The organism is Shimia sp. MIT910701 (genome assembly GCF_047126315.1).
Lineage (GTDB): Bacteria > Pseudomonadota > Alphaproteobacteria > Rhodobacterales > Rhodobacteraceae > Shimia.
The window spans coordinates 2,143,610-2,157,468 of the sequence record NZ_CP138953.1; the positions used below are offsets into that span (position 1 = coordinate 2,143,610).

The following is a 13,859-nucleotide window of genomic DNA, read 5'->3' on the forward strand; positions in this document are numbered from 1 at the left end:
CGTGTTAGCGTGTGGTCAATGCGCAGAGATCCGCGCGCCGGATCGGCTTGGCCAGACAGTGGTCAAAGCCCGCATCCAGATAGCTGGCAATATGCTCCGGGAAGACATTGGCGGTGACAGCGACCATTTTGGGCTGGGCCGCGCCGTCGTCCCTGCCGCGCAAAGAGCGGGCTATCTGGTCGCCGGTCAAACCAGGCATGCGGATGTCGATAAACAGGGCGTCAAAGCTCTCAGACAAAGCGGCCTGAAGAGCCGTGTTACCATCGGAGGCACAAACAACCTCTGCCCCCATGCTTTCGAGCATACGGGACAGCACCATGCGATTCACCGAGCTGTCGTCGGCGACAAGGGCGCGCTGACCCGCAAAGGCATTGGCCATTTTGGCGTGTCGCAGGTCTTTTTCGTCAAGCGCGTTTGCCACGGGCATCGGCACCCAAGTTGCAAAGGTCGTGCCTTGCCCAGGGGTACTGTCGACTTCGATTTGCCCCTGCATGAGGGTAACCAAACGTTTCACAATCGGCAGGCCCAGACCTGTGCCGCCTTTGCGACGGGCCACAGTGGTGTCCGCCTGCGAATAAGCCGAGAAGACTTCAGACAGTTGCTCTGCACTCATGCCGCAGCCGGAATCCCTGACCGTTGCGCTGATCGTGTCCGGTTTGGCTTCCAAAGACACGTGAATGGTGCCGCTGTCGGTGAATTTCACCGCGTTGCTCAGCAGGTTGCCCAACACCTGACGCAGGCGGAACTCGTCTCCCAGACGGGGTGCGCCATTTTCGGTATCACTGGCTTCGACCACCAGTTTGACCCCTTTGCACTCCGCCGAGGCGCGGTGCAGGGCGATCACGTCGACCACAGCGGCGCGCAGATCAAAGGGGCGGTTTTCCAGATCGAGTTTGCCGGCATCGATTTTGCTGAGGTCCAGAGAATCGTTTAGCGTGCGCAGCAATCCTTGCGTGGAGCTGTCCATGGTTTGCAGCAGTTCTGGGATAGAGTCGCTTAGAGGAGCGTCTTCCAGTTCTGCCGAGAGCAGGTCCATAGAGCCGATGATTCCGTTGAGAGGCGTGCGGATTTCATGGGCCATATGTGCGAGAAAGTCCTCGCGCGCGCTGGCAGCTTCCTGGGCCTCGAATTTTGCAATTTCGGCGGTGCGAAGCGCGTGTTTCAGCGCAATCTGTTCGTTCACGCAGAGTGCCAGCTGGTGCAGTTTTTGCTGCTCGTCTTGTCTCCAATCGCGCGGAGTGTCGTCGATGGCGCATAAGGCACCAATGCAAGTGCCGTCCGGCAAGCTGATCGGCATGCCGAGGTAGGCAATGATGTTGAGCGCATCCACAGCGCCATTGTGTTTGAGCACCGGATGTTCGCGCGCGTTTGCCACGACCAGTGGCTTGTCACTGGCGCGGACGTGCTGGCAAAAGGAATGAGTCAGTGGCGTTTGCCTGGCGGTTGCCCATGGTTCCGGTAAGCCAAATTGACTTTTAAAATACTGGCGGTCGCGGCCGGGCTGCACAATGGACACCAACGCCACCGGCACATTCATCACGGTGCGGGTAAGCGATGTGAGATTGTCGAAGGCGGATTCAAACTCTGCGTCGACAAGCCCGAGGTCCGTCAACAGCCCGTCATTTGCGGGTTTGGGATCAATTCTTGATGCCACCGAAGTGTTCATAGTCCAGCTCACTTGTTACCAATCAGAAGGGGGGCAGTAGACATCGCAGCGAAATCTGCACCGTGGCGTGGCCTGCCAGTTGACCGAAACACGGAACGAAAAGTACCCAAGCGAATGCAAAGAGCGCCCCTCCCGGGTTTGATCAAAAGCCAAAAGCGTTTACAGCGGCCTAATTTATCGTGTGTCTTTGTAAATTCTTTTTCGCTCCGCGGGTGGGTTTGTAAAACTTCTGGTGGGAGGCTCGAAAGACCAAGCCCATTGCGACGACGCTGCATGGCTTGCCTCGCCAGCCTGATTGGGCTAGCCCAAGGCAGATGTTTTGAGATGGCTGTTCCATACGTGAGCAGCCCAAGCCGAGAGAGTGAGTGCCGATGCGCCTGTCCCGCTATTTTCTGCCTGTGCTGAAGGAAACCCCTGCAGACGCACAGATTGTCAGCCACCGTTTGATGCTGCGTGCCGGTATGATCAAACAGTCCAGCGCGGGGATTTATTCCTGGTTGCCGCTGGGCTTCAAAGTGCTGCGCAAGATCGAGAATATTGTGCACGAAGAGCAGATCCGTGCGGGCCACATTCCGATGCAGATGCCGACGTTGCAGTCTGCCGAGCTTTGGAAAGAGAGCGGGCGCTATGACGCTTACGGCGAAGAGATGCTACGCATCAAGGACCGTCATGACCGTGACATGCTCTACACGCCAACTGCAGAAGAGCTGATCACCGATATTTTCCGCAGCAATGTGAGCTCTTACAAAGACTTGCCGCTGACCATGTATCAGATTCAGTGGAAGTTCCGCGACGAGATCCGTCCGCGTTTTGGCGTGATGCGCGGGCGCGAGTTCTACATGAAAGACGGTTATAACTTTGATCTGAGCAAAGAAGACGCGCTGCATGCATACAACCGCCACTTGGTGAGCTATCTGCGAACCTATGAGCGGATGGGGCTTCAGGCGATCCCGATGCGCGCGGATGGTGGGCCGATTGGGGGCGACTATACCCACGAGTTCCTGGTGCTGGCCGAAACCGGTGAGTCAGAAGTGTTTTACGATTCCGCTGTGACCGACCTGACTTTTGGCGATCGCGAGATTGACTACGACAGCGTGGAGCAGTGTCAGGGCGTGTTGGAGGAGTTCACCACCAAATACGCACGCACCGATGAGACCCACGACGAGGCGCTGTTTAACGAGGTTCCTGAGGAACGCCGGCGCACAGCGCGGGGCATCGAAGTGGGCCAGATCTTCTACTTCGGCACCAAGTATTCCGACGCGCTGGGCGCGCAGGTGCAGACCGCGGAAGGCGAGAAAGTCTCCGTGCATATGGGCAGCCACGGCATTGGCGTGAGCCGCCTGCTGGGTGCGATCATCGAAGCCAATCACGACGACAACGGCATCATCTGGCCGGAAGGTGTGACCCCGTTCCACGCAGGCATCGTGAACCTGAAGCAGGGTGATGAAGCGGCGGACACGGCCTGTGAAGGGCTGGAGAAGGCATTGGTCGCTGCGGGGCTGGAGCCGCTGTATGACGACCGCAAAGAGCGTGCGGGCGGCAAGTTTGCCACCATGGATCTGATTGGTCTGCCGTGGCGCATCACCGTTGGCCCGCGTGGGTTGAAAAACGGTGTGGTCGAGCTGACCTGTCGCCGCACTGGCGAGAGCGAAGAGTTGGCGCCAGAAGCGGCTGTGGCCAAGCTGATTGAGATCTATGCGGATCACCGTGTGACTGGTCTCTGATCCAAGCAGGCAGATTAAGTGAAAATGGAAAGGCCCCGCGCTATGCGAGGGCCTTTTTTAATTATGCAGCAACGGGGTGGGCTGGCTTACGCACTGGCAGGGATTGGAGCACGGCAAAGGTTAGCTCGATCACGAGGAAGCCCCAGATCAATGGGCTGGCACCGTTGAGCAGTGCGTTCAGCATCCACGCTGAAAAGAGCCAGCGGCCAATGGCATCATACCGCGCGAGCTTTGGATTATTGAGGCGTATACGCACAATGGACCAGACGATCACCACGGACCCCGTGAAGTTGGCAAAGAGAATGGCGTAGGTGTTGAGTTCCGGCAGCGGCGCAAGACCGGCGGCGGCATGGGCGCCGTTCATGGCGCTCCAGAACAAGCCCAGCGTGATCGGTGTCATATAGGGCCAGGTGATCAGCAGATCATACCAAGACGAAATCCGGTACAGGCGGTGAAAAGCGGAGGGTGACATGGTGCATCCTTTGTCAGTTGCGTTGGATGCGGGGAGGTGTAAACCTTGGAGTTAAGTCCAAGGTCAAGGGGAAAAATGATGCGGATCGGGGCGTTGGCCGAGGCGAGTGGCGTGAGCCGTGACACACTGCGATATTATGAAAAACAAGGGCTTATCCACGCGGACCGGTGGCCAAACGGCTATCGCGACTATCCTGAAGGCATGGTCGAGATGGTGCGGCTGATCCGGCAGGGGCAAGCGTTGGGGTTTTCGCTTAAGGAGATCGGCGCTTTGGTGCAGGGGCTTGGCGGTGGGCTGTCGCAGGCCGAAGTGGAGACCCTGCTGCGCGGCAAGCTGGCGGAGATTGATGCGCGGATGCAAGAGCTTAGCGACCTGCGAGCGGTGGTGGCGCGGCGGCTGGCAAAGGCGTGCCCGTTGGGACTGGATGCGCCGGGATCGCTTGACCCTAAGCGGGTGGCCTCATAGGGTCGCGCCAACCAAGAACCGGAGCAGTTATGGCAGGTCGCACAGCCCCTTTTTCCCGTTTTGAATGGATGATCGCCTGGCGGTATTTGCGCGCGCGCAAAGCTGAGGGCGGGGTCAGCACGATGACCTGGATCAGCCTCATTGGCATCACCTTGGCGGTGTTTGCACTGATTGCCACATTGGCGGTGCGGGCCGGGTTTCGGTCTGAATTTGTTGGGACCATTCTGGGGGCCAACGCGCATGTAACCGTCTATCAGAGCGGAGAAATTTCCGAGACTGGCGTGATTGATCGCACCATCAAGGACTTTGACGTGATGGCGGCAAAGCTGCGCGATGTGCCCGGCGTGACGCGGGCGGCGCCGTTGGTCAAAGGGCAGGTCATGGGCAACCTGCGCAGTCGCAATGCAGGTGTCGAGGTCTTTGGCATGCGGGCGGAGGATTTGGCTGAGCTACCGCGGATTGCGGACCCGAGCACCAGCGATGGCGACATCGGGCGCTATAACGAGGGTATCGCGATTGGCTCTGGCGTGGCGCGGGAGCTGGGGGCGCGGGTGGGGGATCGCATCAAGTTGATCTCGCCCAATGGGGTGAAAACCGCCTTTGGCACCTCGCCCCGGATCAGCAGTTACGAGGTGGTCTACATCTTCTCTGCTGGGCGCTATGACATTGATCGCACACGGGTTTATCTGCCTTTCACCGAGGCGCAGCTGTTCTTTGATCGCGATGGTGTGGCAGACGAAATTGAGGTCATGGTGGCGGAGCCTGAGAAGGTTGAGGCGCTGGCTGTCCCCTTGATGATGGCCGCCGGGGATCGCGCGCTGGTGTGGACCTGGAAACAGGCGTCAGGCGGGTTTCTCAATGCGCTGGAAGTGGAGGACAACGTGATGTTTGTGATCCTCTCCATTCTTGTGCTGATCGCCACAATGAACATCGTTAGTGGCCTGATTATGTTGGTTAAAAACAAGGGGCGTGACATTGGTATTCTGCGTACCATGGGGCTGACCGAAGGCTCGGTGCTGCGGGTGTTCTTCATCTGTGGCGCCTTTACCGGCGTGTTGGGCACGGTGTTCGGCGTGGTGCTGGGATGCCTGTTTGCGCTCTACATCGATCCGATTTTTTCCTTTGTAAACGTGCTTTTAGGTGGCGAGGCTTGGGATCCGTCGATCCGGGGCATCTATCGTTTGCCAGCGAAGTTGGAGTTTGGCGATGTGATGTCGGCCATGAGCCTGTCGCTGGGGCTGGCCTTTGTGGTGACGATCTTTCCGGCGCGTCGAGCGGCGCGGATGAACCCTGTGGAGGCGCTGCGCTATGAATGAAGTTGTGCTGAAGCTAGAGGGGGTAGAGAAGTTATATAACAAAGGCTTAGCGGGCGAGATCCACGTTTTGCGTGGGGCGGAATTAGCGCTGAAAGCCGGGGAAATGGTGGCGCTTGTAGCGCCATCTGGCGCGGGGAAATCGACGCTTTTGCACATTGCGGGATTGCTGGATGAAGCCGACACCGGTGCGGTGGAAATTGGCGGGCAAATCCTGAGCGGAAAGTCGGATCGGCGGCGCACCAGAGCGCGGCGGGAGGACATTGGTTTTGTTTACCAGTTTCACCATTTGTTGCCGGAATTCAGTGCCTTAGAGAACATCGCGTTGCCGCAGATGGCCAATGGGGTGAGCAAGCCGGACGCGGAAAAACGCGGCGAAGAGCTTCTGGAATCCGTGGGCGTAGCGCACCGGGCGAAACACCGGCCCGCGGAGCTGTCTGGCGGGGAGCAGCAGCGGGTGGCGTTTTGTCGGGCTTTGGCCAATAAGCCACGGATTTTGTTGGCAGATGAGCCGACGGGCAACCTTGATCCGGCGACCAGCGATCAGGTGTTTGACGCGCTGATGACGCTCGTGCGAGAGACCGGATTGGCGGCCTTGGTGGCGACCCACAATATGGAGCTGGCGGCGCGGATGGACCGCGTGGTGCGGCTGGAAAACGGGGTCTTGGTGGACGGCTAAAGCTGTCCTGTTGCGCAAGGTGTTAATGCCGTAATGCGCGCCAAAGTCACGTCGGTATTCTGTCGGTATCGCGACTGTTTCGCGATGGTGGGTTTTTTGTGGTGCCATCAAAGGTAACCACAAGGAGCGTAGGTGTTGCCTGAACGGCAAAGCGCTTGCATCTGCGCGTGGGACGCGCAAGCTGACCCCATGACAAAAGAGACATCGGTTCAGGAAGATCAGACGCGGGCAGCGGAGCGCCGTGCCAAAGGTGAATTTGTGCGCGGGGTGAGCGGGTTTCGCCATGCGATTGGGGACTCAGCATTTCCGCCCGAGCCGGGGCGGTACCATCTGTTTGTGGCGTTGAACTGTCCGTGGTGCCATCGGGTGACGCTGGCGCGGGCTGTGCTTGGTTTGGAAAGCAGTATCAGCATGGATGTGGCCTTTCCCAATCGCACCGGGGAGGACGATGTGGTTGGGCCAAATCTCTGGGAGTTTGATCCCTGTCGGGTGGCGACGCTGACCGGGGACACGTTGCCGGAATGTACGGTTGAGACCGGGACCGGATTGGGGCTGCGGCTGGCCAAGGAGATTTATCAGCGCGAAGGCTCTGAAGAGCAGTCGGTGCCGATCCTCTATGACAAGGTTTCGGGGCGGATTGTGAACAACGAAAGCGCGGAGATTTTACGCATGTTGGACCGCCATGCGGCGGCATTGGACAGTACCATAGCGGACGACGCGCGGGTGCGGTTGGTGCCGGAGGATGCCGAGATGGTGGCGACCGTGGATGCGCTCAACGCGCAGATTTATGTGGCGATCAACAATGGTGCCTATAAGGCGGGGTTCTCGTCTGACCAAAACGTCTATGCGCAGGCGTTTGAAGCCTACTTTGCGGCTTTAGAGGCGTTGGAGGTTTTGTTGTCAGATGGGCGGCCGTTTTTGGCAGGGGATGCGTTCACCGAGGCGGACCTGCGGTTGTTCCCAACGCTCTATCGGCATGACCCGGTGTATTATGTGCGCATGAAGCTGAACGGCGCGCGGATTTTGGAGTATCCACATCTGTGGCGATGGCTGTGTCGGGTCTATGCGATGGATGGCGTGGCGGCGGCGGGATCGTTGGTGCATTGCCGTCAGGGTTATTTTGGTCGGTCCTGGAATGGGGTTGTGCCCTTGGGGCCGGTGAAGCCGATGGCTTACCCGGAGGCCTATCGGCATCCGGAGTTGGCGGATCAGGGCGCGTAAAAGGTTGCCGTGGCTGTGGCGACGGCCTTGTCCGCGGGCAGGGCGATCATGGTGGCACGGGCGAAGATCAACGCTTTGCCGGCGCGCACGATCTCTGCGTCACAGCGGATTAGATCGCCGGTGCCTGGGCGCAGAAATTGCGTGTCGAGATTGGTGGTGGCGACCGGCGTGAAGGCGTCCAGGTGGCCGAAGCAGGCAAACACCATGGCGGTGTCCGCCATCGCCGCGAGCGCTTGGCCGGAGATGATGTCGCCAATGCGGGTGAGCTCCGCGGTGATTGGCATAGTGAGCGTGGCAGCGGTTGGCGAGATGTCGGTGATGGTGAGGTCCAGCGCCTGCACCCAAGGCGCGAAGCCTTTGGCAAGCATGGCTTGGGAGTCTGTTGGTGTGAGGGGCATGTTGTGATGTTTATTTTGGGGGTTTTGAGAAGACTGCAGTCCGGTGCGGGCCAAACCTGTGATTGTGCCAATTGCTGCGCATTTGATCATACGTCAATTGGCGAGCGCGAGAGGACGGCATATTCGGGTCTCTGATAAATACAACCTGTTTGGCGTCGTCAAATCCAATCAAAACAAAGGTATGGCCTGGTCCTTGGTGGACGTCGATCATAACGGGGCGGCCCTTTTTTAGGCTGCGCTGGATCTCTGCGAGCCCCTTGTTGAAGCCTGCGTTTGTTTTGGGAAAGCTGCGAATATCCCAGCGGTGGCCCAAGGTGCGCAGTCCTTTTTGTAAGTCCACAAAATAGGTGAAAGTCCAATTTTGTTTGTCTTTTGGCTTGTGGGATTCCGCACGGTTCTTGATTTCTGTCTGGGATGTTGGGCGTCCGTAGTACCCGAGGATCATGCTCGCGGAACTGGGAACACAGTAATCTGGTTTTTGGCGCACATGTGGGACGTCCAAGAGAACCAGTGATTGAGAGATCGTCGGCGGCGGGAGTTTTCGTTTGAGGATTTCGCCCGTGCGTGCGCCAAGCTCCGCGTTGGCCCAGCTTGCGCTGAGTGCCAAAAGGACGGCGAAAACTATTCGGCAGCCCATGTGCGGTCTCCCCTGTAACACTACTCGGCTAGGGTGGCGCGAAACCGTGGTTGGGTCAATTGGAGTTGTCGGGATGCGGCGCGGAAAGGTCTTTGGGTTAGGCTACCAGTATTGAGGGTCGTTAAGGGCGGCGACGCAGCTTGGGGTGCCTTTCAGGGGCGTGAGCGGGGCGTCGGTGAGGGATTGGCCGATCCAGCCGTGCGGGAAGCTGAGCGGCTGTGGAGCAGGGGCGATGGCCTCGGTCAGGGGCGCAAAGCCGGTTTTGCCGTAGAACACCGGGCTGCCGTAGGTGATCGCCACCTCTGCGCCTTGCGCGCGCAGGGTGGTGAGCGCGTGGGTGATCAGCGCTTGGCCGATGCCTTCGCCGTGGCGCGCGGTGGTGACCGCCATCGGGGAGAGCAGCACCACGCGACGTGGGTCGTCGGAATAGGGCATCGGGGAGAACAGCACGGCGGCCACGAGGGTGCCGCCGTCGGCGGCGGTGAAGACTTGAGTGCCGTCGGTGGTGCGGTCTTGCAGGAGGTTTGTGACGAGATCACCGATCAGCGCGCCTTCGGCCTCGCCTTCGGACGCCGTGAAAGTGTCGGCAAACAGCTGGGTTAGGGCGGTGTCGTTGGGCGAGAGGTCTTCGGCGTAGATCATGGCGGGCGCTCCTTGGCACGTGGCTTGGTTGTGTCACGCGCTATGATCCGGATCAAGGTTGGCGGCGCGCGGCTGTGGCAGACTGGGCGGTGTGGGGACAGCAACGCGGGCCATGTGTCCGCTGTAGCAAAGGAGGACGTTGCGATGAAAACGGGTCTATGTGCGCTGGCAATCACGGTGATGGCGGGTGCCAGTTTTGCGGACAATGTGGAGGAGGGGGCGGCGCTGTACTTGACGCATTGCGCCACTTGTCATGGCATTGATATGGATGGCAATGGGCCGATGGCGGGAGTTTTGCTGATCAAGCCGGACAACCTTTTGACCTTAAGTCAAGGAAATGACGGGCAGTTTCCTTTGGTGCGGGTGATCAAGCGCATTGATGGGCGCGACCCGCTGGTGAGCCATGGCAGCCCGATGCCGGTGTATGGCGATTTCTTTGAAGGTGTGGATGTGGCGCTCAAGACGCCCACAGGTCAGCCGATCATGACCTCGCAGCCGGTGGTGGAGTTGGTGGCCTTTTTGCAGAGCGTGCAGCAGTAGCGCCTAGAGGCTCATCGCCAGAACGCGGCTGATCTCGGTCAGGCTGCGGCCGGATTGGTCCATCCAGATGTTGAAGGCCTCCTGGACTTTCTTCATCGCGCCTTTGGAGGTGGGGTGCTTGTCGATGATGCCTTCGGCGATCAGACGGGCAACCACGTCGCGGCTCAGGATGAAGCTGTCTTTGCCCAAGAACCGGAGGGCATATTGCCCGGTGGCGCCGCCAATGCGGGAGCCGCCTTTTTTCATGAATTCCAGCTGGCTCACATAGTCGGTGGACGCCCAGCCGCCGAGCACTTTGCCCGCGCCGCCGTCCTCGCGCAGGGATTGGATAAAGTGGGCGTTCTCCAGCACTGTGCGAATTTTGGGACCGTTGCGCACGATGTCGGTGTTGGACATCAGGCGGTCCATATCTTCGTCATGCATGAAGGCGCAGCGGTCTACGTCAAAGCCGTGGAAGGCGGCCTCAAAGCCGTCCCATTTGTTTTCGATGACCTGCCAGTTGAAACCGGCCTGAAAGACGCCTTTGGTGAATTGTGCCAGCCAACGGTCCTCCGGGATTTGCGCGAGTTCTGCGGCGGATTTGGGTTTGGTCAGTTGGGCTTCGAGCGCGTCGGCACCGCCTTTGCGCTCGGCGGAGATGGCGAAGAGGTCGTCAAAGCAGCGCATGGTGGGTCCTTTTCAGTTACGTTGAAAGTTAGCCAAGCAATCGTAAGATGCAAGGAACACAGGGTTGGGGAAGCTAGTTTTCTGGAGATAGCCCATGCTTTTTGGAGAAGGAAATGAGTTTTAGTGAGGATAGCAACATCTCCTCAAAAGCTATGATCGCGATAGTCTGTTGGCCGATTTTTGCATGGCTTCTTGGGCTGCTAATCGCGCTTTTGGCAAATTTGGGTGGGTGTAAGATCTCCGCTCAGGGGCCTCAACCTTGCGAGGTCTTGGGCCTTGATTTGGGGGCAGCGCTCTATCCGTTGTGGGGCTTGGGTTTCTACTTGTTGTACGCGCTCCTTTGGATCCCAATAGGTTTGGCAATTGTTGGCTTGATCCGAGCGTTTCGAAAGCACTAACGGCGCTTGCCGACGATTATTCCTAGACTAGTGTATGCCGGCACCGCGCACGAACCGAGGGGCGGGAAGCGAAGCGCCCGCCCCGTGGGGGCGGTTCGGGCGCTGCCAAATCTGTGATTTGGCTATGTGTTAGGATAGTTCGCAGTGGTTATCCAATTCCTTGTCTCTTTGATCAATCATGGCCCGATACACAATTTCATCAAGGCACTCAGTTTTGTAGGTTTCCCGCAAGTACTTCGCATCCATCACCAGTACACTCTTTCGCACTAAAAAAAATGGTATCGGATGAAGCCTCCCGTGCAGTGCGACCGATTGAGAATAGACACTTTCGCCTGGCTCAAGCTGAGCTATCTTTTGAGGTTTTAGCCCGAGCTGACTGGCCATGGCGAAATTTGCGATGTCTTTCGGACCTTCAAGAAGAACAACCCATATGTCTACGTCAGGTGCATCCTTTGGGCCATCTTGTGAGAGTTGGCCTTTGGGATCAGACATAACGGACTTAAATAGCGGTGGGTTTCTAAAAAACTCGCCACGTTGCCAGAACACGAACTGAGCAGGATTTAGGCGGCGTTCAAGAGACGCCAAACTCTTGTTATTCGTCGACAGAGCAGAGAAACCGGAGGCGAGCACAAGAAAAACGAGATACAGTCCGGCCCCATATCCAATCACTTTCAAAGTTCGTCTCATTTTGGGCATGTCCTTTGATTGTAGTTGCAAAGCATGTTTTGCAGTTCGGAATTACCCTTTTGGCGCGAGCCGTCAAGTTTTCGCTCCGTCGGTCAAGTAAAGCAATTGTTGGCGCAACATCGCAGATTTGCTCCCCCTCAAACCCTGCGCCTTTACCTCGCCTTAACCCAAAAATCATTAGGTGCCCTTGCAGCCCCTGTGACCCAATACTAAGACTCTCTTGGTAGGGTCCGACGGGCGGGCCGCAACGCGATCAACAGGCAGGCGATATGAACGACCCTTATGAAACGTATATGAACACCCTTGTGCCCATGGTTGTCGAACAGACCAGCCGGGGCGAGCGCGCGTATGACATTTTCTCGCGCCTGCTCAAAGAGCGCATCATTTTCCTCAACGGCCCGGTGCATGACGGCATGTCCAGCCTGATCGTGGCGCAGCTTTTGCACCTTGAGGCGGAAAACCCGTCCAAAGAGATCAGCATGTACATCAACAGCCCCGGTGGCGTGGTGACCTCTGGTTTGTCGATCTATGACACCATGCAGTACATCAAGCCGAAGGTGAGCACGCTGGTGATTGGTCAGGCGGCCTCTATGGGATCGCTGCTGCTGACCGCCGGTGAGGCCGGTATGCGCTTCTCCCTGCCAAACAGCCGCGTGATGGTGCACCAGCCGTCCGGTGGCTATCAGGGTCAGGCGACGGACATCATGATCCACGCCGAAGAGACGCTGAAGCTGAAAAAGCGTCTGAACGAAATCTATGTCAAGCATACCGGCCGCACCTATGAAGAGGTGGAAGCCGGTCTTGAGCGCGACAACTTCATGAGCCCGGAAGAGGCCAAGGAGTGGGGTCTCATCGATGAGATCGTCGAAAACCGCGCCAAAGGTGATGACGAAGAGAGCTAAGTATTAAGTGCCCGGCGGCACAAAGACGCCGCTGGGCACTTTCGCATTGTGCCCACTTTGACGCTGGCCTAAGCTGGCTGAGATCATGGGTGGCCCTCTCCAAATGGGGGCAAGATTTGGCCTGAAAGGTAAGACATGTCGAACACGTCCGGTGGTGACAGCAAGAACACGCTTTACTGCAGCTTCTGTGGTAAGAGCCAGCACGAGGTGCGCAAGCTTATTGCGGGTCCAACGGTGTTCATCTGTGATGAATGCGTTGAGCTGTGCATGGACATCATCCGCGAAGAGACCAAGGCCAGCGGCCTGAAATCTTCCGAAGGCGTGCCAACACCGCGTGAGATTTGCGACGTGCTGGACGACTATGTGATTGGCCAGGCCACCGCGAAACGCGTGCTGTCTGTGGCGGTACACAACCACTACAAACGCCTGAACCACGCGGCCAAAACCGGCGACATTGAGCTGGCGAAATCAAACATTCTGCTGATCGGCCCAACAGGTTGCGGTAAGACCTTGCTGGCGCAGACGCTGGCCCGGATTCTGGATGTGCCGTTCACCATGGCGGATGCGACCACACTGACCGAGGCCGGTTATGTGGGGGAGGATGTGGAAAACATCATCCTCAAGCTGTTGCAGGCGTCCGAGTATAACGTGGAACGCGCGCAGCGTGGCATCGTCTATATCGACGAAGTTGATAAAATCACCCGTAAGTCTGAGAACCCGTCCATCACCCGCGACGTGTCCGGTGAGGGTGTGCAGCAAGCGCTGCTCAAGCTGATGGAAGGCACCGTGGCCTCTGTGCCGCCGCAAGGTGGCCGGAAACATCCGCAGCAGGAATTCCTGCAGGTCGACACCACCAACATCCTGTTTGTCTGTGGTGGCGCCTTTGCGGGGCTGGACCGGATCATTGCGCAGCGTGGCAAAGGCTCGGCGATGGGCTTTGGCGCGGATGTGCGCGACAATGACGAGCGCGGCGTCGGCGAGATCTTCCAGGACCTGGAGCCGGAAGACCTGCTGAAATTTGGCCTGATCCCGGAATTTGTCGGCCGTCTGCCGGTTTTGGCGACGCTGGAAGATCTGGACGCGGATGCGTTGGTGATCATTCTGACCGAGCCGAAAAACGCGCTGGTGAAACAGTATCAGCGTTTGTTTGAGCTGGAAGATGTGCAGCTGACCTTTACCGACGATGCGCTGAAGGCGATTGCCAACCGGGCGATCGAGCGCAAGACTGGTGCGCGTGGCCTGCGGTCCATTCTGGAAGAGATCCTGCTCGACACGATGTTTGAGCTGCCGGGTCAGGAGAGCGTGACCGAAGTCGTTGTGAACGAGGAAGCGGCGACCAGTCAGTCTGCTCCGCTGATGATCCACGGCGAAGGCGAGAAAGAGCCAGCTGAGGCGGGTTGAGGTCTGGTGACAGGCTGAGAGAGATTAGGAAGGCGTCCCGGTGGGGCG

At 58.2% G+C, this 13,859-nt stretch carries 15 protein-coding genes; 8 read left to right on the top strand and 7 right to left on the bottom strand.

The features are described 5' to 3' along the window. Positions 1–4 precede the first annotated feature (4 nt). Positions 5–1,666: an ATP-binding protein gene (locus SIB38_RS10200; RefSeq protein WP_294114021.1), complete on the bottom strand. Its 1,662-nt coding sequence runs from the start codon at positions 1,664–1,666 to the stop codon at positions 5–7. A 371-nt stretch (positions 1,667–2,037) separates the two neighbouring features. On the opposite strand from SIB38_RS10200, the gene proS reads away from it, so the two are divergent. Then, positions 2,038–3,390: a proline--tRNA ligase gene (proS, locus tag SIB38_RS10205; protein ID WP_294114116.1), complete on the top strand. Its 1,353-nt coding sequence runs from the start codon at positions 2,038–2,040 to the stop codon at positions 3,388–3,390. 61 nt (positions 3,391–3,451) lie between these two features. Here proS and SIB38_RS10210 read toward each other — a convergent pair whose 3' ends face one another. Further along, positions 3,452–3,862: a hypothetical protein gene (locus tag SIB38_RS10210; protein ID WP_294114019.1), complete on the bottom strand. Its 411-nt coding sequence runs from the start codon at positions 3,860–3,862 to the stop codon at positions 3,452–3,454. Positions 3,863–3,940: 78 nt separating this feature from the next. On the opposite strand from SIB38_RS10210, the gene SIB38_RS10215 reads away from it, so the two are divergent. The 4 genes from SIB38_RS10215 to SIB38_RS10230 all read left to right on the top strand — a co-directional run bounded on the left by SIB38_RS10215 (position 3,941) and on the right by SIB38_RS10230 (position 7,540). Next, positions 3,941–4,327 (top strand): MerR family transcriptional regulator, encoded by a 387-nt coding sequence (locus SIB38_RS10215; protein ID WP_294114017.1) that lies wholly within the window; start codon positions 3,941–3,943, stop codon positions 4,325–4,327. Positions 4,328–4,356: 29 nt separating this feature from the next. Continuing rightward, the gene (locus SIB38_RS10220; RefSeq protein ID WP_294114015.1) at positions 4,357–5,643 is read left to right on the top strand and encodes a lipoprotein-releasing ABC transporter permease subunit; all 1,287 of its coding nucleotides are present in this window, start codon (positions 4,357–4,359) and stop codon (positions 5,641–5,643) included. Continuing rightward, on the top strand, positions 5,636–6,319 hold the full coding sequence (locus SIB38_RS10225) for an ABC transporter ATP-binding protein (protein ID WP_294114013.1): 684 nt from the start codon (positions 5,636–5,638) through the stop codon (positions 6,317–6,319). Before SIB38_RS10220 ends, SIB38_RS10225 begins: the two co-directional genes overlap by 8 nt. 189 nt (positions 6,320–6,508) lie before the next feature. Continuing rightward, complete coding sequence (locus tag SIB38_RS10230; RefSeq protein ID WP_294114011.1) at positions 6,509–7,540, top strand: glutathione S-transferase C-terminal domain-containing protein; 1,032 nt, start codon at positions 6,509–6,511, stop codon at positions 7,538–7,540. On the opposite strand, the gene SIB38_RS10235 is transcribed toward SIB38_RS10230, so the two are convergent. From SIB38_RS10235 to SIB38_RS10245, 3 genes are all read right to left on the bottom strand, one after another. Next, positions 7,528–7,938 (bottom strand): PaaI family thioesterase, encoded by a 411-nt coding sequence (locus tag SIB38_RS10235; RefSeq protein ID WP_294114009.1) that lies wholly within the window; start codon positions 7,936–7,938, stop codon positions 7,528–7,530. The two genes, SIB38_RS10230 and SIB38_RS10235, sit on opposite strands and share 13 nt — an antisense overlap. A 10-nt stretch (positions 7,939–7,948) precedes the next feature. Then, entirely contained in the window at positions 7,949–8,575 is a 627-nt protein-coding gene (locus SIB38_RS10240; protein ID WP_412551969.1) for a C39 family peptidase, read from the bottom strand. Between the two features lie 102 nt (positions 8,576–8,677). Then, on the bottom strand, positions 8,678–9,217 hold the full coding sequence (locus SIB38_RS10245) for a GNAT family N-acetyltransferase (protein ID WP_412551970.1): 540 nt from the start codon (positions 9,215–9,217) through the stop codon (positions 8,678–8,680). Between the two features lie 144 nt (positions 9,218–9,361). Between SIB38_RS10245 and SIB38_RS10250 the strand changes: the two genes are divergently transcribed. After that, positions 9,362–9,757 (top strand): c-type cytochrome, encoded by a 396-nt coding sequence (locus SIB38_RS10250; RefSeq protein WP_294114114.1) that lies wholly within the window; start codon positions 9,362–9,364, stop codon positions 9,755–9,757. 3 nt (positions 9,758–9,760) lie between these two features. On the opposite strand, the gene SIB38_RS10255 is transcribed toward SIB38_RS10250, so the two are convergent. Together SIB38_RS10255 and SIB38_RS10260 are read right to left on the bottom strand one after the other, a co-directional pair. Continuing rightward, positions 9,761–10,423 carry a DNA-3-methyladenine glycosylase I gene (locus tag SIB38_RS10255; protein WP_294114003.1) on the bottom strand — a complete coding sequence of 221 codons (663 nt, stop codon included), beginning with the start codon at positions 10,421–10,423 and terminating at the stop codon, positions 9,761–9,763. Between the two features lie 527 nt (positions 10,424–10,950). After that, complete coding sequence (locus SIB38_RS10260; RefSeq protein ID WP_412551971.1) at positions 10,951–11,508, bottom strand: hypothetical protein; 558 nt, start codon at positions 11,506–11,508, stop codon at positions 10,951–10,953. Positions 11,509–11,777: 269 nt separating this feature from the next. On the opposite strand from SIB38_RS10260, the gene SIB38_RS10265 reads away from it, so the two are divergent. Next, positions 11,778–12,410, top strand: coding sequence for an ATP-dependent Clp protease proteolytic subunit (locus SIB38_RS10265; RefSeq protein ID WP_294114001.1), 633 nt, complete (start codon positions 11,778–11,780; stop codon positions 12,408–12,410). 135 nt (positions 12,411–12,545) lie between these two features. Beyond that, positions 12,546–13,811: an ATP-dependent Clp protease ATP-binding subunit ClpX gene (clpX, locus tag SIB38_RS10270; RefSeq protein WP_294113999.1), complete on the top strand. Its 1,266-nt coding sequence runs from the start codon at positions 12,546–12,548 to the stop codon at positions 13,809–13,811. The last annotated feature ends 48 nt before the right edge of the window (positions 13,812–13,859 follow it).